The following is a 20,206-nucleotide window of genomic DNA, read 5'->3' as shown; positions in this document are numbered from 1 at the left end:
ATCTCGATAATCCTGGAATTTGCTGCACTATTTGCAGCAAATGTCCGCTACGATTTCCCCTTGCGCGTAATATCCGCAAGGTTAATCCACTCCTCCTCGGTCACCTCGAGCAGGTCATTGAACTGCCCGGCGCCCTGCAGCCATTCGCCGCCGTCGATCGTGACGACTTCGCCGTTGATGTACCCGGCGTAGTCCGAAATCAGATAAGCTGCGAGGTTCGCAAGCTCATCCTTTTCCCCGACCCGCCGCAGCGGCACGCGGTTCAGCAGCTTTTCCGACAGCTCGGGCGTCGGAGCCAGCCGGCTCCACGCGCCGTCGGTGGGGAACAGCCCCGGCGCGATCGCGACTTGCCGGATGCCGTGGCGCGCCCACTCGACGGCAAGCGATCGCGTCAAAGCGAGCACGCCGGCTTTGGCGGCCGCCGACGGCACAACGAAGGCCGAGCCTGTGGAGGCATAGGAGGTGACGATGTTCAGCATCGTCCCGCCGGTGCCTTGCTCGATCCATCGTTTACCCACTTCCAGCGTCGTGTAAAACGTGCCGTGAAGGACAATATTCAGCACCGCATCCACCGCGCGCGGAGATAAATTTTCAGTCGGGCTGGCAAAATTACCAGCCGCATTGTTGATGAGAACATCGATCCGGCCATAATGCTGTTCCACGGCATAGACCATCTCCGCGATTTGCTGCGGATCGCGCACATCACAGCTTTTATAGAACACATCACCATCCATCTCGGAAGCGGCCTTCGCCAATACTTCCTCACGTCGGCTAGTAATGGCAAGCCGCGCCCCCAGCTCCAGGAAACGCTCCCCCATAGCACGGCCAAGACCGGTACCCCCGCCTGTGATGAGAATGACTTTATCCTTCAATAAAGATGCATCGAACATATCCATCCTGCCCTTCATCTTGAAATTGCCGCATCGCTAATGAGCAGAAGCAGCTTCGAAATGCTCGATCTGGCTCGCCAGTTCCGCCAAAAGAATTCAGTCTCCTGTAAAATAGGTTTGATACTGTTCACGAAGCTCGCGTTTCATGAATTTCCCAACCGAGGAACGGGGGATTTCGTGTAGGAAAACCACATCATCCGGAATCCACCACTTGGCAAACTTGTCTTCGATGAACGTGAGCAGCCCCTTTTTATCCCCCGCTTGCAAAGCAGCATCTTTGAGGACGACGCAAGCGAGCGGCCGCTCACCCCACTTAGGATGTGGCACGCCGATCACACAGGCTTCATACACATTCGGGTGCGCCATCAACGCATTTTCCAAGTCGAGAGAGGAAATCCATTCTCCGCCGCTTTTGACCAAATCCTTGGCCCGATCGACCAACTTCACGAAACCTTCAGGATCAATGACCGCGATATCTCCGCTATGAAACCAGCCATCTTGGAAGCCCTCAGCAGTTCGGGCATCTTTGTAGTATTCGGTCGCTACCCATGGCCCTCGCAGCCAAATTTCACCCATCTCTTTGCCGTCCCAAGCTACCTCGCCTCGCATTCCAACGATTTTCATATCAAGTCCAGGTACCAGCAGTCCTTGCGTGGCCCGCGTGGCGTACTGTTCATCAAGCGAAGCTTCTTCTTGATAGCTCTTTAGGCGGGCGACGGTAACGACCGGACAAGTTTCCGTCATGCCGTAAGCATGATAGAACGGGACTTTCAGCCGCTGTTCGTAGCTCTCAATGAGGCTGCGCGGGGCAGCAGATCCGCCGCAGACTACGGCGCGCAAAGATGATAAATCCAGCTGCAGCGCCTCTTGCGCTTGAAGGGCAGCTGTCCAAACCGTAGGCACGCCCGCTGCGATAGTGACCTTTTCGTCCGCTATCAAGCGGAGCAGAATATCCGGCGTAGGGGTCGGTCCGGGAAGCACCTGCTTGCTGCCGAACCAGACGGAGGCGAAGGGGAGCCCCCAGGCGTTAACGTGAAACATCGGGACGATAGGCAGCACCGCATCGCGTTCCGAAAGAGCTAGCGTATCCGCCAACCCAATGGACAACGAGTGCAGGTAGATCCCGCGATGAGAGTACAAGACACCTTTGGGATTTCCCGTTGTGGCCGACGTATAGCACAACCCTGCGGGAGCGCTTTCATTTATATATTCAGGATATGTATAAAGAGGATCTCCGCTCTCTATCATGTTCTCATACCCATAGACGGGCTGTAAAGAAGTAGGTGGCAGTTCCTTTTTATCCGTCATGATGATATAGCCCTCGATGGTTGTCAGTTGATCCTGAATTTTCTCTATAATGGGCAGCAAGGTCTCATCTACGAGGAGGAAACGATCTTCCGCATGATTGAGAATGTAGGCGATATGATCGGCGGGGAGGCGAATATTAACCGTATGGAGAACCGCTTCCATGCAAGGGATGGCGAAATAGGCCTCCAAATGCCAATGATGATTCCAGGCAAAAGTAGCAATGCGATCCCCGGGCTTTACCCCTAACGCTTGCAGCGCGCTGGACAATCTCTTCGAACGTCTGCCAAAATCAGCATATGTATATCGGTGAATGCCGGTACTTGTTCGTGAAACAACCTCTTTTTTGGGGAATAAACTTTGGGAGCGTTCGAAGAGTGAGCGCAGCGTTAATGGGTAATTGTCCAAAATGGAACACCTCCGGGGATTGGCTATTTCTATAGTAAATATATAGGGAGGAGGGACAGGATATGTCCGAAAGTAAACCCTACGCAAATAAAAAAACCGACACCGCCACATGTTGTACATGCAGGGAATCGGTTTTACGTCTACGCATTCAAAATAAACTTCTCAATAACGTGTCTGACGCCGTCTTCGTTATTGCTTTTCGTCACATAATTCGCAAGCTCCTTAAGCTCCGGCAACGCATTGTCCATTGCGACGCCAAGCCCCGCAACTTCAAGCATTTCGCGATCGTTCCACGCATCACCGAGGGCAATGACCTCATCCAGCGTACAGCCGATATGGTTAGCAAGGAAAGCGATGGCGTGGCCTTTGGTACCTTCTTTGTGCATGAATTCCAAGTAGTGCGGCTTGGATTTCGTAATGTGCATCTGGTCGCCGAGCAGAGGAAGCAGCTCCTCGCGAATTTGGTCGCAAACCTCCGGTTTGTCCACAATCAGCAGCTTAGGCTGCGGAATGTCGATCCATTGGCGCAGGTCACCGATGATATAAGGCGTTTTGGACAGGCGTACATAATTTTTAATTTTATCGTTATCCTCAGCCGCATAAAGCTGATCGCCATGGTAAAGCTGAAGATGGAGATTTCTCTTTTCGCAATAATCGAGCAGGTAGCGGGCGCTCTCCACCGGGACCATACGCTCATAGAGGACTTCCTCGTCGAGGAGATTTTTGATCGAAGCGCCTTGATACGTAATGATCGGTACATTGAGCCCGATTTGGTTAGCGATTTTGGCTGCAGATGGGAAGCTTCTGCCAGTCGCAATCGTTACGGTCACACCTTGAGCGACGGCTTGATGCATCGCTTTAATCGTTTCCTCGGAAATCGTCAAATCATCACGCAAAAGCGTATCGTCCAAATCCGATGCTACTAACTTGTAAGTCATGTGTTCCTCTCCGTTCCGATAGGTAGTCTATATAAAAATTCTGCTTTAAGCATACCCGAATCAAAGCGGAATTGCTAGAATAAAGCGAGAGCTTTGCAGTTTAAAAGGAGGCGCATCAACGATGGCATCACTTTACACGGACAAGCTGGAAGCCTTGCTGAGAGCACACAGCAGCAAGGTTGATGCAGCTGCAATGTCCGCTTATATGCGCGACCAATTTCCTTTCCTCGGTATTCGCAACCCGCAGCGCGTGGCTTTGACGAAAGTATTTTGGAAGGAGCAAGGCTATCCCAAAGGGGCAGAGGGCGTGAAAGTGGCGGAGGAGCTTTGGGTATTGCCGGAGCGGGAATTCCATTACACGGCACTGCAGCTGCTCACTCAGCTTCGCAAAAATGCGGCTAAAGAGCATATTGATTTGCTCGAACACTTGGTTGTAACGAATTCCTGGTGGGACACCGTCGACCCGATTGCTGACCATTTAATTGGTGTCCACTTGCAGAAATATCCGGAACTTATCCCGGCCTATGTCGAGAAATGGCTCTCGTCAGGCAATATGTGGCTGCAGCGGACAGCGATATTGTTCCAGCTCAAGTATAAGCAGCGCACGGACGTACAGCTTCTTTTCAATTGTATTCGGCGTATGGCGGATTCGAAGGAGTTTTTTATCCGGAAGGCCATCGGCTGGGCGCTGCGTGAGTACTCGAAGACGGACGTTGCGGCTGTGCAGGCTTTTGTCGATGAGACCGAGCTTTCGCCGCTTAGCGTGCGGGAAGCATTGAAGGTCATTCAGCAGAAGGCAGAGAAAGTGCGATATACTAGTTGATATCTAGGAATTGGAGGAATCCAACTGATGTCGAGTGCCATCCAGCTTATAAGCATCGACAAACACTTCACCCGTATATCCGTCCTGTGAGTTGTCTTTGGAGTTAGAGGGGTCCCATTTTAAAACAATTTCATATTGTCCATCGCCATCCAAATCGCCGATACTCGCATCATTGGCATTGTAGGTATAATTAACACCGTCTGGGGTTGTGCCGCCTGCCAGTCTTTGAAGAGGGACATCCAAATAATTATTCGCCCACGGGGTTGCAGCCGCGGATGCTACTTGCTCGACGCCGCCTACGACCGCGCGAATCGTATAGCTTGAACTTGTTGTTCCTGTGTTGTCTTGATAGTTTGTACTAGTTGTAATGGGGGGGGGGCGTTGAGCTTCACACCGTTGCGATATACGTTAAAAGAGGTACTGGCTGCCTCGGTACCGAGAAGTCTCCAACTCACAAGTACACCGGTGGATACCTTAACGGCTACCAGTCCCCGGTCAAGTTTCTCCATTTGTCGGGCTGCTGCTGCGTGTGCTGTAGGCGTTTGGATGCCGAAGGATGATATAAGAAAAGAGCCTAGTGTGACGTAACAGGCTGTTTGTATAAGTCGCTTCACATTTTTAAACATTTCTACAACCTCCTTGGATCGTCAGTCGAATGTTATTGCAATTATGCGGATCTGTGATGAGGGAGACTTCGTTGGTATCCTCCTTTCCAATTTTGGATGCGCTTACATTAAGGATTATACCTTGTAGAGGATCGTGATTTTAATGCAGACAATGGCTAACTTTCTATACAATACTGCTTTTTAGAAAAAAGAAGTCAAGTTACAGTTGCGTTATAAAATATAACACATATATTGTTATGATAAAATTATGTTATATATATTGACATATAGGTCACATTGTTTTAAAGTTAATAAAATTCTTTGTAGCGGCATACAGCCGTGAGTGCTTGCTCTAACTCATAATCAAGAAGGGAATGATGGAAGATGGCATACAATCGGACGCATGATTGGCTAACGCGACTGCCCAAAGTTGATCTTCATTTGCACTTGGATGGGAGTGTGAAGCCGGAAACAATTCTGGAGCTCGCCCTGGATCAAGGCATTGATCTTCCCGTGTACAATAAAGAAGGCTTAATTCCACATATGCGTGTTGGCGACGAATGCGGCAGCCTCATTGAATATTTGAGTAAATTTGATTTTACTACTCGTTTCATGCAATCCGGTGAAGCTTTGGAGCGAATTGCCTACGAGGTTGCTGGGCAATCGGCAGAGCATAACTGCAAATACGTGGAGGTACGTTTTGCACCGCAATTGCATCGCAATAACGGTTTGACCGTGGAAGAAACGATTCATTATGTAGTTGAGGGGATGAAGCGCGGACAACGCGATTTTGGCGTGAGAGCCGGCGTCATTGCCATCTGCATGAGAAATCATTCCTCCGAAAGCAACTTGGAAGTGATTCGAGCGGCAGCCAAGTTTGTGGGTAAAGGCGTAGTCGCCGTCGACTTAGCTGGTGATGAGGCATCCTATCCGCCGGAATGGTTCCGGGAGGTTTTTGCGGAGTCAGGCCGACTCGGCATTCCGGTCACGATCCATGCCGGGGAAGCGGCAGGTGCGGTGAATGTGTACGAAGCAGTAACAAATCTCGGTGCGGTGCGCATTGGGCACGGTGTCAGACTGAAAGAGAACAGCGACATTCTCGAACTGGTCAAAGAGCGCCGCATCCCGCTCGAAATGTGCCCGATCAGCAACATCCAAACAAAGGCTGTTTCCGGCTGGGAAGCTTACCCGATCCGTGAATATTTGGAGCAAGGTCTCCTGGTTACCATAAATACGGATAATCCGAGTGTCTCCGGAACGGACATTACGAATGAATACCGCGTGTTGTCCGATCGTTTTGGCTTTACGGAGCCTGAACTCGTCAGGCTTGTGATGAATGGGGTGGAAGCCGCGTTTATGGACGAAAGCGATAAATTGTTGCTGCGGCGGGAGATGGAAGCTGAGATTCACAGTTTAGGGATGGGTTTGCTGAGCTGATGCGGTTCCTCATGTTTTTATCTTGCTATGGCTCATTCAGAGGGAACTATAGTACTCTATTTCCCTGAAATTACGTTTTTTTCATCTGGAGGGGAACTATGATCCGTTATTTTGCAAATTTTACGCGAACAACGTGGATTTGATGCTGAATAAGAGCCACTAGTTCCCCTCAGAAAGAAGATTGATTTTCCTGTAAATAGAGGACTCTAGTTCCTATTCGTAAAGCAATTGGGGAATATTTAGCAGTGAAAGTTGGCAGTATGCGAGTAGAGTGATGGAATATTGGAGAGTAGCCCAACACGAAAGCCTGACGGCGATGACCGTCAGGCTTTTTATTGATGAAAGACATTTTGAAACTTGCTGTAAGAAGCAATCTACCCAATTTACCCAAATCACTTGACAATATAGGGTAGGGGGGTATACTATACAAATATAAATAAATACCAATCATTGTGAGGTGACAATCCTATGAGCACCGAATCTGCAGGGCAGCAGCAAACTACCGGAGCAACTGCAACGGTTGATTTCGATATTACAGGAATGACCTGCGCCGCGTGCGCAACCAGAATTGAAAAAGGGCTGAGCAAGATGCCCGGTGTCGCACAAGCATCCGTCAACCTGGCTATGGAAACAGCCCGGATTTCCTATCAGCCTTCGGAGGTAACACCGGAGGATATGCAAGCGCGAGTAGCCAAGTTAGGATACGAAGCAGCGCGCAAAACAGAACAGGCTGAAACCGGCGAACATCGCGCCAAAGAGATACAGAAGCATAAGCGTAAGCTGTGGATTTCAGCCATACTATCTTTCCCTTTGTTATGGGCGATGGTTGGTCATTTCTCCTTCACTTCGTGGATTTGGGTGCCGGAGCTGTTCATGAATCCGTGGGTGCAGCTGGTACTCGCAACACCGGTCCAGTTTCTCATCGGACGCCAATTCTACATTGGCGCCTACAAAGCGCTCAGCAACAAGAGTGCGAACATGGATGTGCTCGTCTCGCTGGGAACATCAGCCGCGTATTTTTACAGCTTGTATCTGACGTTCCAGTGGGCAGGGCAAAGCGAGCATCACCATGCGCCTGAGCTGTATTACGAAACAAGCGCCATCCTCATCACACTCGTCATTCTCGGAAAATGGTTCGAAGTTCTCGCCAAAGGGCGCACCTCGGAGGCCATTAAATCCCTGATGGGTTTGCAGGCTAAGAGAGCATGGGTCATCCGTGACGGGCAGGAAATCAGCATCCCGCTGGAAGAGGTAGTTACAGGGGATGTCGTCATCGTGAAACCGGGTGAGAAGATTCCGGTGGATGGTACCGTTATGCAAGGCCATTCCTCGGTTGATGAGTCGATGCTGACAGGTGAAAGCCTGCCGGTTGAGAAGCGCGTAGGCGATACAGTGATCGGTGCAACGCTGAATAAGAATGGCGTTCTCCGGGTGCAGGCGACTAAGGTTGGCCGTGACACGGTGCTGTCTCAAATCATCAAAGTCGTTGAAGAAGCGCAGGGATCGAAAGCTCCGATTCAGCGTGTGGCGGACGTTATTTCGGGGATTTTTGTCCCGATTGTCGTGGGGATTGCGCTTATCGCTTTTGTTCTGTGGTACTGGTTGGATCCAGCTGACTTCGCAGGCGCACTCGAAAAAACGATCGCGATCCTCGTCATCGCTTGCCCTTGCGCATTAGGTTTGGCAACGCCGACTTCGATTATGGCGGGGTCTGGACGCGCAGCGGAATTAGGCATCTTGTTCAAAGGCGGAGAGCATTTGGAAGCGGCTCATCACCTGGATGTTGTAGTTTTGGATAAGACGGGTACAGTAACCAAAGGGAAACCACAACTTACAGATATTCAAACGCATGTGGACCAAACCACCTTCCTCCGTTTCGTCGGAGCGGCGGAGCGCAGCTCGGAACATCCGTTAGCTGAGGCGATTGTCCAAGGCATACTACCTTCCATGCCATCCTTGCCGGAAGCCACAAGCTTTAAAGCCATCCCCGGTTTTGGACTGGAAGCTCAAGTGGAAGGCAGCCAGGTCCTCATCGGTACAAGAAGACTGCTAACCGAGAAGGGGGTTGATATTGGCGAAGCGCTGCTCAAGGATATGGAACGTTTAGAGCAAGATGGCAAAACCGTTATGCTGGCAGCCTTTGACGGCGCGTACGCCGGATTCGTTGCTGTGGCGGATACAATAAAGGAAACATCGCAGGAAGCCGTATCCCGTTTGGAAGCGATGGGCATTAGGGTCATCATGATCACAGGCGACAATGCGCGTACCGCAAAAGCCATAGCCGAGCAAGCCGGCATCAAGCAGGTTCTAGCTGAGATTTTGCCGGAAGGGAAAGCAGCGGAAGTGAAAAAGCTGCAAGATCAGGGTTTCCGCGTCGCGATGGTCGGCGATGGCATCAACGATGCGCCAGCCTTAGCAATGGCCGATATCGGCATGGCGATGGGTACGGGAAGTGATGTAGCTATGGAAGCGGCGGATGTCACCTTAATGCGCGGCGATTTGAACTCCATTGCAGATGCCATTGAAATGAGCAGGCGGACGATGCGCAATATTAAGCAAAATCTGTTCTGGGCCCTCGGTTACAACACGATTGGTATCCCAATCGCCGCTTTTGGCTTGCTAGAGCCTTGGGTGGCAGGGGCAGCTATGGCGTTAAGTTCTGTTTCTGTTGTGCTGAATGCTCTTCGTCTGCAGAGAGTCAAACTTTAAGCGAACGAGGGACGTTCCAAAAGGATTGACAATATACGGGATGGGGGTATGATATGTAGTAAACAACCTTCAAAGGAGTGAGCCCAATGAACAAAGAAATGGACACGGAAGTAGAACACTGCGGCTTGGACGGACACGAGCGGAAAAGTCATCATTCCGATAAACTCAAAGCGGATTTAACGAAGCGCTTGAACCGCATTGAAGGTCAAGTTCGTGGGGTCAAAGGTTTGATCGAGAAAGATACGTATTGCGATGACGTTCTGCATCAAATTGCCGCGATTCAATCGGCGCTTAATGGTGTAGGGAAGCTGCTGCTAGCCGGCCACCTCAAAAGTTGTGTCGTCGAGCGTATTCAAGAAGGCGACATGGATGTTGTCGATGAGCTGCTCAAAACCATGAATACCCTCATGAAATAATCATGAAAATTAAACCCAATGAAGGAGTGAATGCGATGTCCAGCATTATTTTAAAAGTAGAAGGTATGTCTTGTAATCACTGTGTGAATACCGTTGAGAAAGCCATGAAAGAGCTTGGGGCTGAAGGCAAAGTAAACTTGGCGGGTAAATTAGTGGAAGTGGTATACGACGAGAGCAAGCTGACTGTGGAAGCGATCAAAGAAGCAATTGAAGAGCAAGGTTATGATGTAGTGCAATGAGAATAATGAGTCTAATCGTGTTGTCATTAGCCCTTGTTCTAAGCGGGTGCGGGAAGTCGCAGACTACGGATCATTCGGTACACAGCGGCGGTCATGAAGCAGGGAGTTCAGCGGAGCAGATTCAGGCAATATTTCAAGCAGCTTCTCCGCAGACGAAGGCGAAAGCGAAAGAAGATACTACGTTGACGATTGAGATTCAAGATAGTGGCGGTAACCCGATAAATGATTTTGATCTGAATCATGAGAAAAAGATGCATCTTATCGCGGTGAGCAAGGATCTTTCTTATTACAAGCATCTGCATCCGGAGTACAAAGGAAAGGGTCTTTTTACGGTATCGACGCAGTTCCCCTCGGGCGGTGATTATAGGCTTTTTGCTGATTTTCTGCCTACCGGCAAAGAGAAAACCGTCAAAAGCTACACCTTGACTGTACTAGGGGAGCCCGCACCACCAGTGGCCATTGAACCGGAGAATGCATGGACGAAGACCATAGATGGCAATGAAGTTACTCTAAAAATCGATCATCTTATGGCAGGAATGGAGCTTAATCTAACCTATACCTTTAAGGATGCAGCTTCCAAAGCACCTATTAAGGATTTGCAGCCGTACCTAGGGGCTGTGGGTCACGTTGTTATTCTGGATGCGAATGCGGATCAATACCTGCATGTTCATCCGACGGATGAGAAATCAACAGGTCCGGAAGCCCAGTTTATGACGACATTCCCCAAAAGCGGCGTTTACAAAGTATGGGGAGAATTTCAACGTGGTGGCAAGGTGTTCACGGTCCCATTTGTTGTTAAAGTCCCTTAACTTACCCTCTATATTTATATAAAAAAGGAGCCGGTCACCATGCCTGCCTATATCATCACGGGAGGTTCCAAAGGCCTCGGAGCTGAGCTTGCGAGGCAGCTCCTGCACCAAGGCACCGCGGTCCACTGCGTGTCGCGCGGCGAAAGCCCAAGCCTCCGCCAAGAGGCGCTAAGCATGAAAGGTGACTACACCTTTCATGCTTACGACTTGGCGCAAACAGACGGCCTGGATTCGCTGATGGAGCGAATCCTTGGCCTGGTTGATCGAGCGGATGCTATCACGCTCATCAACAACGCGGGTCAGCTCGAGCCGATGACGTTCATCGGCCGAGCTGACCAAGGTGACCTGCAGATGAGCCTGCAGGTCAATCTCGTCGCGCCTACGCTGCTGACGAACAGCTTCATTCGGCAGACGCAAGCGCTGCCGATTAAGAAGCGGGTCGTCCACATCTCCTCGGGCGCGGGGAAGAAGCCCTACCCCGGCTGGGGGGCTTATTGCACCGCCAAGGCCGGGCTCGATATGCTGACGCGCTGCATTGGCGTCGAGCAGATGGAACAGCCCTACCCGGTGGAGGTGATCTCCGTCGCACCGGGGGTGGTGGATACGGGTATGCAGCGGGAGATTCGCGCTGCATCTGAAGAGGACTTCCCGCAGCTAAGGCGATTCGTGAAGCTGCATGCGGACGGCGAGCTGCAATCGCCTGAAGCAACGGCGGCGCAGCTTCTGGAGCTGCTGCAGCGAGATGCTTTCACGCAGGGCGAGATCGCCGATCTGCGCACAAAAAAGGAGTTAAGCAGCTGAGAAGCGCTTAACTCCTTTTATTATTTATGCACGAATGCCTAATGCCTACTGAATGCTTCCTGACACAGATGGCCCGGATGACAGCTCAGAGGTGCAATATTTGCAGCGGGTTGCTTGCGCTGGAATATCCGATAAGCAATGCGGGCAAGATTTTGTCGCAGGAGCTTTTTCTTTCGGCTCTTCTTTCTTGCGGAACTTGGACAATTGTTTAACAACGATAAATATGACGGCAGCAACAATTAAAAAGTCTAAGAACGTAGAAATAAATGCTCCGTATTTCAGAACTGGTGCTTTATCAGCAGCAGAATCGGCAAGGTTATTGTAGTGTTTGCCATTCAAAGATATGAAAAGTTCATTAAAGTTCACTCTGCCCAGCAGTAACCCGATAGGCGGCATGATCACATCGTTGACGATGGATGTAATGACTTTCCCGAATGCTCCCCCGATAATAACCCCCACCGCTAGATCGACCATATTTCCTTTAAAAGCAAAATCTTTAAATTCCTTTAGCATAGTGAACCTCCAACAAACTGCATTTTTTGCATTGTAGCATATTTTGTCGTTGTCAAACAATGAGTTGGATGTTCGTGTAATCGTTTAATCCTTTTGAGCAGCTAAGAGTGGCTGTTCCCTGGACTCCTGCAACACCTCGCGCAGGGCGCTGATGAACGTTTCATGATCTTCAGGAGTTCCTATTGAAATCCTCACATGATTAGGCAGATTCCACGCGCCTGCATAGCGGAGGATAACGCCTTTTCGCATCAATTGATCATAGATGGATTTCGCGTCAGGGCCAAGTTCTACAAGTACGAAATTACTCATGCTGCGCGTGAAATTGAATCCCAACTCCTGCAGGCTGGCATAAAGCTGCTCTCTGCCAAGTTTATTCATTTCCCGCGTCGCTTCAAGATGAGCATCATCCTGAATGGCGGCGGCAGCACCGACTTGTGCTAAGGCGTTTACGTTAAAAGGCTCTTTAACCTGACGAATATTGCGCAGGATGCTTGCTGAAGCGATACCATACCCGACACGGATACCGGCTAAGCCATAAATTTTGGAAAAGGTTTGTGTGACGATGATGGGATATCCCTGACGCACCAGCTCAAGCCCGTCACAATAATCATCTGCGGTTACAAAGTGACTGTAAGCCCCATCGAAAATAACCAGCACATGAGGAGGGAGCTTATCCATTAGCGCATGCAAGTCCTGTTTTTTCATATAGGTGCCAGTTGGATTATTTGGAGAGCAAATATATAACAGCTTCGTTTTCTCGGTTACCGCAGCCAAAAGATCCGAGATTTCATAACGGTAATCCTCACGGAGCGGCACCTGTACGACGGATGCGCCCATCAGATTTGCGCCGAATTCATACTCGCTGAAGGTTGGAGAGGGCACGATGACCTCGTCGCCTTCCTCCAAGAACGTTTCGGATAGGAGTGTAATGAGCTCGTCGGCGCCATTGGTGACAAGCACTTGCTCGGGCAGAACCTCCAATTTGCCGGCAATAGCGCTGCAGAGATCAATCGTGTCCGCATCGGGATAGCGATGAATATCAGTCAGATAGGATTGAATGGCTTGGACGGCGAGAGGTGATGGACCAATCGGATTTTCATTGGAAGCAAGCTTGGTCACCTTGTCGATACCTAATTCCCGCTGGACTTCCCAAATGGGTTTGCCGGGAGAATAGGGTTTCATGCGAGAAAGGACGCCGCGTGGACGGATATGGTCAGTTGTACGATTGCTCAAAAGTATCACTCCTTGATTCAAATTTACTTTAGTTAAATAATACATTAACTTGGTAAAGTAGTAAAGTATAAAAAAACCCATATCCCAACTTTTAGGAGAGTAGTATAATACGTAAAGATGCGTAATTCGACGTTTAAGGAGAGGACACTGCGCGGATGGGGAAAAAGAAGAGGTTTGGTATCCGATCCAAAATCATGCTTGGCTACATATTCATTTTCGCTTGTATAAGTGTTGTATTTACGCTAGTGATTAATCAAGTGACCTCGATGCAAACGGATAGAAATTATATCATTGAGCATGATTTTGCCGTCCATAGTGAAATCAACAACATCGAAAAATATGTGATGGACATGGAAAGCGGGCAGCGGGGATATCTGATAACCGGAGATTCTACCTACCTGGAACCCTACCACAACGCAGAGAATAACTGGCGGCAATCCTACATGAAGCTAAGTCAGCTTACACGTGAAAATGAGGTCCAGGAACAAAGTTTACAATCGATCAAAAAGGCCATAGAACACTGGATCATGCAGCTTGATGGGACACCGGGTCCAATCATGAAAAGGGATCAAGGTGCAGGTACATATTCCATCAACCCTTATGATTTTTATTTGGGCAAGCAAAATGTGGAGGATATCCGCGCTCAGCTTGATCGTTTCCGGAATATTGAGATAGCGCTTACGAAAGATAGGGCCAAGCTGTTGGACAATCAGAACAGGATGTTCACGAGATCCTTGTTTGTTATGCTGACCCTGCTGCTTATTTTCTCGTTAACAGCCGCACTTTTGATATCGCAGTCGATTGTTGGGACGATCAAGCAAGTTACCAAAAGTATTTTGAAATTAAGCTCATTCAAGAGAGACTATTCACAGCGCATCCATGTCACAATGAATGATGAGGTAAAGGATCTCGCTGATGCAACGAATATGCTTCTAGAGAATCAAGAGGAGATCGAATGGCAGCAGCGCAAGCTTGCGGAAGTAGTTCATATGCTTCAAGGCATATCGGACATGGAAACGCTAGGTTCTTCCTTTATTAGTAAAGCTGCTGAGCTTTTTGGTGCGTCATTCGGACTGTTTTACCTCCGATCCACCCACAAGGGCAAGGTTACGATGGAGAAAATAGCGGCCTATGCCATGATGATGGATAACGAGGATGACGTAGGGATTCAGCGGTTCCATCTGGGGGAAGGGCTCGTTGGTCAATGTGCACTGGAGAAGCGGATGTTTCATTTTATGAATGTACCCGATCATTATCTCAAAATAACGTCCGGACTTGGCGCTGTAAAAGCCCAAAGCGTACTGATTGTGCCGATTTTACATCATCATGAAGTTATTGCCGTTATGGAATTAGCCAGTTTAAATAAGTTTACCCATCAACAGATGGAGCTTCTCGAAGATATTCTCGACGTTCTCGGAACCATCGTGCACAGTGTGCAATCGCGTGTTGAAGTGGAGCGGCTGCTTCGGGAATATCAACTTATGACGGAAGAGCTGCAGATTCAAACGGAAGAGCTCCAAAGTCAGCAGGAAGAGCTGCACATGACGAATGAACAGTTAGAGGAGCATAACCGATGTGCGGATGAAAGGTCCAAGGAACTTGAACGCATCAAGGTGGCTCTCGAAGAACATGCGGTTCAGCTGCAGCTAAGCTCTCGATACAAATCGGAGTTTCTGGCCAATATGTCGCATGAGTTTCGTACACCGCTTAACAGCGTGCTTATTTTATCCCAAATGCTGCAAGAAAATAAGATGGGGAACTTAAGTAGCGATGAGCAGGAATATGCCCGAGTGATCCATTCCTCTGGGACCGATCTACTGCTGCTTATTGACGATATTCTCGATTTATCCAAAGTGGAAGCCGGCAAGTTGGATATCCATATCGGGGCGTTAAATGTGACAGAGCTTCCTAAGCTCATTCGAAGTCAATTTGCCAAGGTGGCTGAACAGAGGAATCTGACTTTGAACATTGAGTTGGAACTCCCGGTGCCGGAGCACTTTTATACGGACGAGCAGCGTCTTAGTCAAATTTTGAAAAACCTGCTGTCGAACGCATTTAAGTTTACGCATGAGGGCGGTGTTCATGTGAACATCAAGCGGTGTGCTGCAGATCAAGTCACCCAAGTGCTGCCTTCTGCTGACCCTAATCAAGTCCTGGCCATTTCGGTTAAGGATACGGGGATCGGCATTCCTCTTGACAAGCAGTCACTTATTTTCGAACCCTTCCGGCAAGCTGACGGCACGACCAATCGGAAATACGGGGGAACGGGCCTTGGCCTCTCCATTTCTCGCGAACTGGCGGGACTGCTTGGCGGGGACATCGGCATGTGCAGCGAAGAGGGGGTTGGAAGCACTTTCACGGTCTACCTTCCATCCTTGGAGCCGGGGATCAGTGAGTTTCAACCGGCATGGGAGGAAGCCGCAGCAACTTATGACGCCACTCCGGCGAAACTGGAAGAGCCTTCTCTCCCTTTGGCTGAACCCAACTTTCTACGAGGGAAGGTTGTGCTTGTCGTTGACGATGACGTGCGAAATGTGTTCGTGCTAAGCAACGCTTTTGAAAACGAAGGGATGACCGTCATCATTGCGCACGATGGGCAGGAATGCTTGGCTATTTTGCAGAAGGAGCCGCAGATTGATATCATCCTAATGGATATGATGATGCCCGTGATGGATGGCTATGAGGCCATGCGTACGATTAGAAAAGACGAGCGTAACGAGCATCTGCCTATTATTGCAATAACGGCGAAGGCGATGAAGCAGGACCGTGATATTTGCCTGCAAGCAGGCGCCTCCGACTACATCAGCAAACCGCTGAATTTAAACCAGCTGCTGTCTCTTATGCGAGTTTGGCTGGCATAATAAAAAGGTCTTTGATTTCTCCAGTGAGGGATCAAAGACCTTTCTTTTATTCGTTAATGGGATTAATAAATGGATAAGTGCTTATTATTTAAGATCCAGACGTATGTCGCGCCCGTCATCCTGAACGGATAGCTCTTTACCCGCTGCTTTCAAGGAGTTCGCGTAACTGACCCAAGCATCGAGCATGATGGCGCCATCTTTCCAATCCTTCACTTCACCGAAAACCGTAAAGCCATCGCCGCTGCCTGTTGCCATGAAATCATTCGTCGTTACTTTAAATGTGCGGTCTGTGTTGAACTTACCGTCCACATAGATCGGCGTACCATCTACTAGCGTAATCTTGGAATATTTCTCGCCAAGAGGTTTTGTGCTGTCCCACTCGACTTTCAGACCGGAGAATTGAATAGCCGGAAGATTCGTATACTTGTCCGTTACTTCCAAGGCTTTTTTGATTTGCTCAGCCGTCATTGTGCCTGTCACATTGTAGTTGCCGAAAGGGAATACTTCAAACATTTCGCCATAAGTTAGATCGCCTTTATCTACATCGGCACGGATACCGCCAATATTCGTGAAGGCGATGTCGGATTTCTCAGCAGCGCGCATAGCGTCCGTGATGCTGTTGCCCAGCTGCGAAGCGCCATCGCGATCTACGCCGCCATTTTTATCGAAACGGAATGATTTACGTCCAAGCGGCTCAGCGACAACGACTTCAACTTCACTGGATTTCGTTGAAATTTTCGCCTTATAGTCCTCTACCGTTTGGTGAATTTTCTCGTCAGCCGTTGTCAGGTTCGTGTAGGTTTCCAGTAAGCTGGCGTTCGAAGAAACGACCTGTTTAGTCGTTTTATCTACAAATAATTGAATATGACCAACCGCATACAACCAGCTTTGCGCTTCTACAACAGGGATGCCGTTCACAATTCCGGAAACGCGCATATGGGAGTGTCCACCGACGATTGCATCCAGTGTGCCGTTGCCTGTGCCTTTGGCCAAATCTGCAAGCTCGCTGATGATTTCAGCGGATTTTTGGTTTTGCTCACCAGGCAGGTGGGAAGTGACCATAATGATGTCAACGCCTTTGGCGCGCAGTTCAGCCGACAATTCTTTGGCCAAAGGAACTGGATCCACGAAGGAAAGTCCTTCGATGTTCGTTGATTTGGTCGTTGACGTTGTTTGCGGAGTCGCGAAGCCGATGATACCGATTTTTAGGCCATCTTTTTCAATGATGACGTAAGGTTGTGTCCAATCCACACGCTTGCCTGTTTTCGTGTCGATAATATTAGCGCCTAGAATAGGGAACTTCGCATTCTTAATGTTATTAATTAAAACGTCACGGCCAAAATCGAACTCATGGTTTCCGATAGCTGCCGCATCGTATTTCACTTGAGCCATGGTATCCATGACGGACTGACCATTGGTTGTATTCGAAATAAGCGTGCCCTGCCAAGCGTCTCCGCCGTCTACCACAACAGTGCCTTCCGGATTCACCGTACGGAAATCGGTGACGATTCCGCCTACGGTTTCAATACCACCTTGACCTTGGTTGCGTTTTTTATCGAAACCAACTTCAATTTTACCGTGAATATCATTTGTAGTTAAAATATCAACGACCTTAAATAAAATCGGCTTAAGCGCCTTAGCGACTTCATCACGCGTAACGGCTGCCGTCGGATTGAAGTTTCCATCCAGTGTCGGGCTGAAAATACCGCTGATGACGGCATACGCGACATAAGGGCGGGACTCTTTTGCAATAGAATCGGAGTCTTTGAAGTAGTTCAAAACGTTCTCATTTACGTTTGGCAGCTTACCGCCCGTTACCACTTTCACGATCAACTCGGCAAGCTCTTGGCGAGTGACTTGCGCATCCGGGTGGAACGTTCCGTCAGCAAATCCGCTGATCAGCTTCGCTGCGACCGCATTGGCAACAGCTTGTTTCTGCCAATTTGCGAGGTCAGTAAAAGTGACAGAAGCGGGATCTGCGCTTTTCAATTTCGCTGCACGGTTGATCATTGTTGCAACTTCAGCACGTGTCGCCGGGTTTGCACCGCGGTAGTCGGTATCTCCGTAGCCTTCGATTGCGCCGTTATCAATGGCAAGACGCATATCTGACTTCATCGTAGTAGTAGATGCGGGTACTGCATTGTCGGCAAAAGCTATACTGCCGGTAAAAGTGCTTGTAAGAGCGGTTACAAGAGCGAGGGCTGTAAGGCGAGTTTGTAATGTTTTTTTCATGTGATAGAAAGACCTCCTTCATAATAATAGAACATAGGTTAATTAACCCGTCTATTAGTATAAAGGGGATTGGTAGTTTTTGAGAAGTAAAGAAATTATTATTATAAAAATCAACAAAAAAAGCCCATAACCCTCCAAAGGTTATGTGGCTTTGTGGTCGGTATGAACTTCAAAATGATAGATTGTATTGCGAGTAAGTACTCGAAAATCCAATCCGTCTCTATCTATGGCTTGAACTCTAGTTGTTTTGAATGGGATATATCGATGTATGCCGGATAAGATCATCGGTGACCCGACTTCAGTTGGGTTCATCTCACGAAAAGTTTGCCCCTGAATCTCATCAAAATCAAATCGTTCAGATCGATGTTTGGGCGTAATCCCATCCACCTCGTAGATTTGAAGAAGCTTTAGCAATCTCATGTTGTTACCCTCCCATCTAACCTTCCTAGCAACAGTATACAACGACTAAGGTATCTAAGCGAAATTTTAAACCTAACACTTAACTAATAATGTCCTCACACTTTCCTTATTTCCAAAATATACAATTGAAACATTGGAATTGGGGGTGACCTTGTATGATACATACGAGAGTGCGTGTCGAGGAAAAAGAAGTTCTTATGTTCTATGAATCCAAGCATCAGGATCATTTGCCTATTGCCGTTGAAACGATTCTCAAGCATTTATCTAATGAGAAAATCCGCAAAGTGTTCGATGACCTTGGCTTGGTCAATATTACGAATGAGGAAGTTACGCTCTTTTCGCTTAATGGCGAAATTGAAACACTTTGCATAACGTAGGATGCCTTTCGCTAATCTATTCATATGCGGTTCAAATTATGACTGATTTAGGCTTAACGATATAGAGTTGCTGCTTAAAAATAACGAGTAGGATGTTCTAGCCTTCATCTGCTATTTTCGTTACAATAATAGAAAGTAGGAGTTTAATAGGGAGGTTATGAACAATGGCCGTTTTGAAAATGGAGCACGTCGGTGTGATGGTGGCAAACTTGGAAGCGTCGATTCGTTTCTATGAGGAAGTGATTGGTCTTAAGCACAAAGGGACTTTGCTTCACACGAATGGCGTCATCCGCCTTGCTTTTCTGGGCTTTGAAGCGTTGAACGAAACTGAAGTTGAACTCATTGAAGGTTATAACGCGAGTTTGCCGCAAGAAGGGAAAGTTCATCATCTGGCTTTTACCGTTGATGACGTTGAAGCGGAGTTTACGCGGATTCAAGGACTGGACGTCCAGCAGGTAGATGAAGAAATTACGACGCTGCCTAATGGCTCCAGATATTTCTTCTTTAATGGGTTAGATGGGGAGCGTATTGAGTTTTTCCAAACGACTCGTTAATTTAAACGTACATCTAATAACATACGCAATGGAGACGGGTGCATCTGATGCATCCATTTTTATTTATGAATAGAACAAAACATTCAAAAGAATGGCAATTGCGGAACATTTCCAAAGGGGTTGTAATTGGTTATTGAGCGTGGTATATTATCCCTCGTTGCTTTGGACGGCGAATCACTTAGAACGATGAAGTGAATTTGCATTCGAAGGGCGACATGTGGTAGTATTAATTTCCCAACAGCGAACGACAGAAATTGACAAGAAAAAAGTGCTTGCAATTGATAAACGAGCTGTGGTATATTACTTCTCGCTGCTTCGGTAACACGGCAGTGAGCGAAAGACATTGATCTTTGAAAACTGAACAACGAGTGAGTAAGCACAGTCGAGCAATCGACTATAAATGAGATGAATAATCTCGCTAGCAAGTCAATTGAGCTATTCAGCTTAAAATATGGGCCCCGGAAAAGTAATCGGAATTCTCTTCGGAGGTTAACGTCACTTTTTTGGGTAACTTTATGGAGAGTTTGATCCTGGCTCAGGACGAACGCTGGCGGCGTGCCTAATACATGCAAGTCGAGCGGAGCACTTCGGTGCTTAGCGGCGGACGGGTGAGTAACACGTAGGCAACCTGCCTAT

Annotated in this window: 17 protein-coding genes, 1 rRNA gene and 1 pseudogene; 11 read left to right on the top strand and 8 right to left on the bottom strand. The window is 48.5% G+C overall.

All coding sequences use genetic code 11. The features are described from left to right. Window positions 1-47 precede the first annotated feature (47 nt). The 3 genes from RQP52_RS34700 to RQP52_RS34690 all read right to left on the bottom strand — a co-directional run bounded on the left by RQP52_RS34700 (window position 48) and on the right by RQP52_RS34690 (window position 3,541). The gene (locus tag RQP52_RS34700) at window positions 48-890 is read right to left on the bottom strand and encodes an SDR family oxidoreductase (protein ID WP_315956053.1); all 843 of its coding nucleotides are present in this window, start codon (window positions 888-890) and stop codon (window positions 48-50) included. Between the two features lie 96 nt (window positions 891-986). Beyond that, window positions 987-2,606: a long-chain fatty acid--CoA ligase gene (locus RQP52_RS34695; RefSeq protein WP_379174466.1), complete on the bottom strand. Its 1,620-nt coding sequence runs from the start codon at window positions 2,604-2,606 to the stop codon at window positions 987-989. 137 nt (window positions 2,607-2,743) lie between these two features. Continuing rightward, entirely contained in the window at window positions 2,744-3,541 is a 798-nt protein-coding gene (locus tag RQP52_RS34690; protein WP_315956023.1) for a Cof-type HAD-IIB family hydrolase, read from the bottom strand. A 121-nt stretch (window positions 3,542-3,662) separates the two neighbouring features. On the opposite strand from RQP52_RS34690, the gene RQP52_RS34685 reads away from it, so the two are divergent. After that, the gene (locus RQP52_RS34685) at window positions 3,663-4,364 is read left to right on the top strand and encodes a DNA alkylation repair protein (protein WP_315956022.1); all 702 of its coding nucleotides are present in this window, start codon (window positions 3,663-3,665) and stop codon (window positions 4,362-4,364) included. Window positions 4,365-4,394: 30 nt separating this feature from the next. On the opposite strand, the pseudogene RQP52_RS34680 reads toward RQP52_RS34685, so the two are convergent. Beyond that, a pseudogene (locus tag RQP52_RS34680) lies at window positions 4,395-4,990 on the bottom strand (rhamnogalacturonan endolyase family protein); the annotation flags it as partial. A gap of 363 nt (window positions 4,991-5,353) precedes the next feature. On the opposite strand from RQP52_RS34680, the gene add reads away from it, so the two are divergent. The 6 genes from add (at window position 5,354) to RQP52_RS34645 (ending at window position 11,380) form a co-directional block, all read left to right on the top strand. Next, window positions 5,354-6,406, top strand: a complete 1,053-nt coding sequence (gene add / locus RQP52_RS34670) for an adenosine deaminase (protein ID WP_315956021.1) — start codon at window positions 5,354-5,356, stop codon at window positions 6,404-6,406. A 468-nt stretch (window positions 6,407-6,874) separates the two neighbouring features. Next, complete coding sequence (locus RQP52_RS34665) at window positions 6,875-9,115, top strand: heavy metal translocating P-type ATPase (RefSeq protein ID WP_315956020.1); 2,241 nt, start codon at window positions 6,875-6,877, stop codon at window positions 9,113-9,115. Between the two features lie 86 nt (window positions 9,116-9,201). Further along, window positions 9,202-9,531 carry a metal-sensitive transcriptional regulator gene (locus RQP52_RS34660; protein WP_315956019.1) on the top strand — a complete coding sequence of 110 codons (330 nt, stop codon included), beginning with the start codon at window positions 9,202-9,204 and terminating at the stop codon, window positions 9,529-9,531. A gap of 35 nt (window positions 9,532-9,566) precedes the next feature. Continuing rightward, on the top strand, window positions 9,567-9,770 hold the full coding sequence (locus RQP52_RS34655) for a copper ion binding protein (protein ID WP_315956018.1): 204 nt from the start codon (window positions 9,567-9,569) through the stop codon (window positions 9,768-9,770). Window positions 9,771-9,775: 5 nt separating this feature from the next. Further along, window positions 9,776-10,579 carry a hypothetical protein gene (locus tag RQP52_RS34650; protein WP_315956017.1) on the top strand — a complete coding sequence of 268 codons (804 nt, stop codon included), beginning with the start codon at window positions 9,776-9,778 and terminating at the stop codon, window positions 10,577-10,579. A gap of 39 nt (window positions 10,580-10,618) precedes the next feature. Next, a complete protein-coding gene (locus RQP52_RS34645) occupies window positions 10,619-11,380 on the top strand; it encodes a (S)-benzoin forming benzil reductase (RefSeq protein ID WP_315956016.1) in 762 nt (253 codons plus the stop codon). Window positions 11,381-11,425: 45 nt separating this feature from the next. Here RQP52_RS34645 and mscL read toward each other — a convergent pair whose 3' ends face one another. Then, window positions 11,426-11,893 (bottom strand): large-conductance mechanosensitive channel protein MscL, encoded by a 468-nt coding sequence (gene mscL, locus RQP52_RS34640; RefSeq protein ID WP_315956015.1) that lies wholly within the window; start codon window positions 11,891-11,893, stop codon window positions 11,426-11,428. An 84-nt stretch (window positions 11,894-11,977) separates the two neighbouring features. Then, window positions 11,978-13,075: a histidinol-phosphate transaminase gene (gene hisC, locus RQP52_RS34635; RefSeq protein ID WP_315956052.1), complete on the bottom strand. Its 1,098-nt coding sequence runs from the start codon at window positions 13,073-13,075 to the stop codon at window positions 11,978-11,980. 206 nt (window positions 13,076-13,281) lie between these two features. Here hisC and RQP52_RS34630 point away from each other — a divergent pair, with 206 nt between their 5' ends. After that, on the top strand, window positions 13,282-15,987 hold the full coding sequence (locus RQP52_RS34630; protein ID WP_315956014.1) for a response regulator: 2,706 nt from the start codon (window positions 13,282-13,284) through the stop codon (window positions 15,985-15,987). A gap of 84 nt (window positions 15,988-16,071) precedes the next feature. Here the strand turns inward: RQP52_RS34630 and RQP52_RS34625 are convergent, their stop codons facing one another. Continuing rightward, window positions 16,072-18,219 (bottom strand): 5'-nucleotidase C-terminal domain-containing protein, encoded by a 2,148-nt coding sequence (locus RQP52_RS34625; protein ID WP_315956013.1) that lies wholly within the window; start codon window positions 18,217-18,219, stop codon window positions 16,072-16,074. Between the two features lie 141 nt (window positions 18,220-18,360). Further along, window positions 18,361-18,639 (bottom strand): hypothetical protein, encoded by a 279-nt coding sequence (locus tag RQP52_RS34620; RefSeq protein WP_315956012.1) that lies wholly within the window; start codon window positions 18,637-18,639, stop codon window positions 18,361-18,363. Window positions 18,640-18,794: 155 nt separating this feature from the next. Between RQP52_RS34620 and RQP52_RS34615 the strand changes: the two genes are divergently transcribed. The 3 genes from RQP52_RS34615 to RQP52_RS34605 all read left to right on the top strand — a co-directional run. Beyond that, window positions 18,795-19,016 (top strand): hypothetical protein, encoded by a 222-nt coding sequence (locus RQP52_RS34615; protein WP_315956011.1) that lies wholly within the window; start codon window positions 18,795-18,797, stop codon window positions 19,014-19,016. Window positions 19,017-19,180: 164 nt separating this feature from the next. After that, a complete protein-coding gene (locus tag RQP52_RS34610; protein ID WP_315956010.1) occupies window positions 19,181-19,570 on the top strand; it encodes a VOC family protein in 390 nt (129 codons plus the stop codon). Between the two features lie 512 nt (window positions 19,571-20,082). Beyond that, window positions 20,083-20,206 (top strand): 16S ribosomal RNA (locus RQP52_RS34605); the annotation flags it as partial.

Origin of the sequence: Paenibacillus violae (genome assembly GCF_032461945.1) — a bacterium.
Taxonomy (GTDB): Bacteria; Bacillota; Bacilli; order Paenibacillales; family NBRC-103111; genus Paenibacillus_E; species Paenibacillus_E violae.
Note: the sequence above shows the minus strand (reverse complement) of the source record. Positions and strands in the feature narration are given on the sequence as shown.

Coding starts and splice junctions, on each gene's coding strand:
- RQP52_RS34700 (WP_315956053.1), bottom strand. CDS start 890: ATGTTCGATGCATCTTTATTGAAGGATAAAGTCATTCTCATCACAGGC.
- RQP52_RS34690 (WP_315956023.1), bottom strand. CDS start 3,541: ATGACTTACAAGTTAGTAGCATCGGATTTGGACGATACGCTTTTGCGT.
- RQP52_RS34685 (WP_315956022.1), top strand. CDS start 3,663: ATGGCATCACTTTACACGGACAAGCTGGAAGCCTTGCTGAGAGCACAC.
- add (WP_315956021.1), top strand. CDS start 5,354: ATGGCATACAATCGGACGCATGATTGGCTAACGCGACTGCCCAAAGTT.
- RQP52_RS34665 (WP_315956020.1), top strand. CDS start 6,875: ATGAGCACCGAATCTGCAGGGCAGCAGCAAACTACCGGAGCAACTGCA.
- RQP52_RS34660 (WP_315956019.1), top strand. CDS start 9,202: ATGAACAAAGAAATGGACACGGAAGTAGAACACTGCGGCTTGGACGGA.
- RQP52_RS34655 (WP_315956018.1), top strand. CDS start 9,567: ATGTCCAGCATTATTTTAAAAGTAGAAGGTATGTCTTGTAATCACTGT.
- RQP52_RS34650 (WP_315956017.1), top strand. CDS start 9,776: ATGAGTCTAATCGTGTTGTCATTAGCCCTTGTTCTAAGCGGGTGCGGG.
- RQP52_RS34645 (WP_315956016.1), top strand. CDS start 10,619: ATGCCTGCCTATATCATCACGGGAGGTTCCAAAGGCCTCGGAGCTGAG.
- mscL (WP_315956015.1), bottom strand. CDS start 11,893: ATGCTAAAGGAATTTAAAGATTTTGCTTTTAAAGGAAATATGGTCGAT.
- hisC (WP_315956052.1), bottom strand. CDS start 13,075: ATGAAACCCTATTCTCCCGGCAAACCCATTTGGGAAGTCCAGCGGGAA.
- RQP52_RS34630 (WP_315956014.1), top strand. CDS start 13,282: ATGGGGAAAAAGAAGAGGTTTGGTATCCGATCCAAAATCATGCTTGGC.
- RQP52_RS34625 (WP_315956013.1), bottom strand. CDS start 18,219: ATGAAAAAAACATTACAAACTCGCCTTACAGCCCTCGCTCTTGTAACC.
- RQP52_RS34620 (WP_315956012.1), bottom strand. CDS start 18,639: ATGAGATTGCTAAAGCTTCTTCAAATCTACGAGGTGGATGGGATTACG.
- RQP52_RS34615 (WP_315956011.1), top strand. CDS start 18,795: ATGATACATACGAGAGTGCGTGTCGAGGAAAAAGAAGTTCTTATGTTC.
- RQP52_RS34610 (WP_315956010.1), top strand. CDS start 19,181: ATGGCCGTTTTGAAAATGGAGCACGTCGGTGTGATGGTGGCAAACTTG.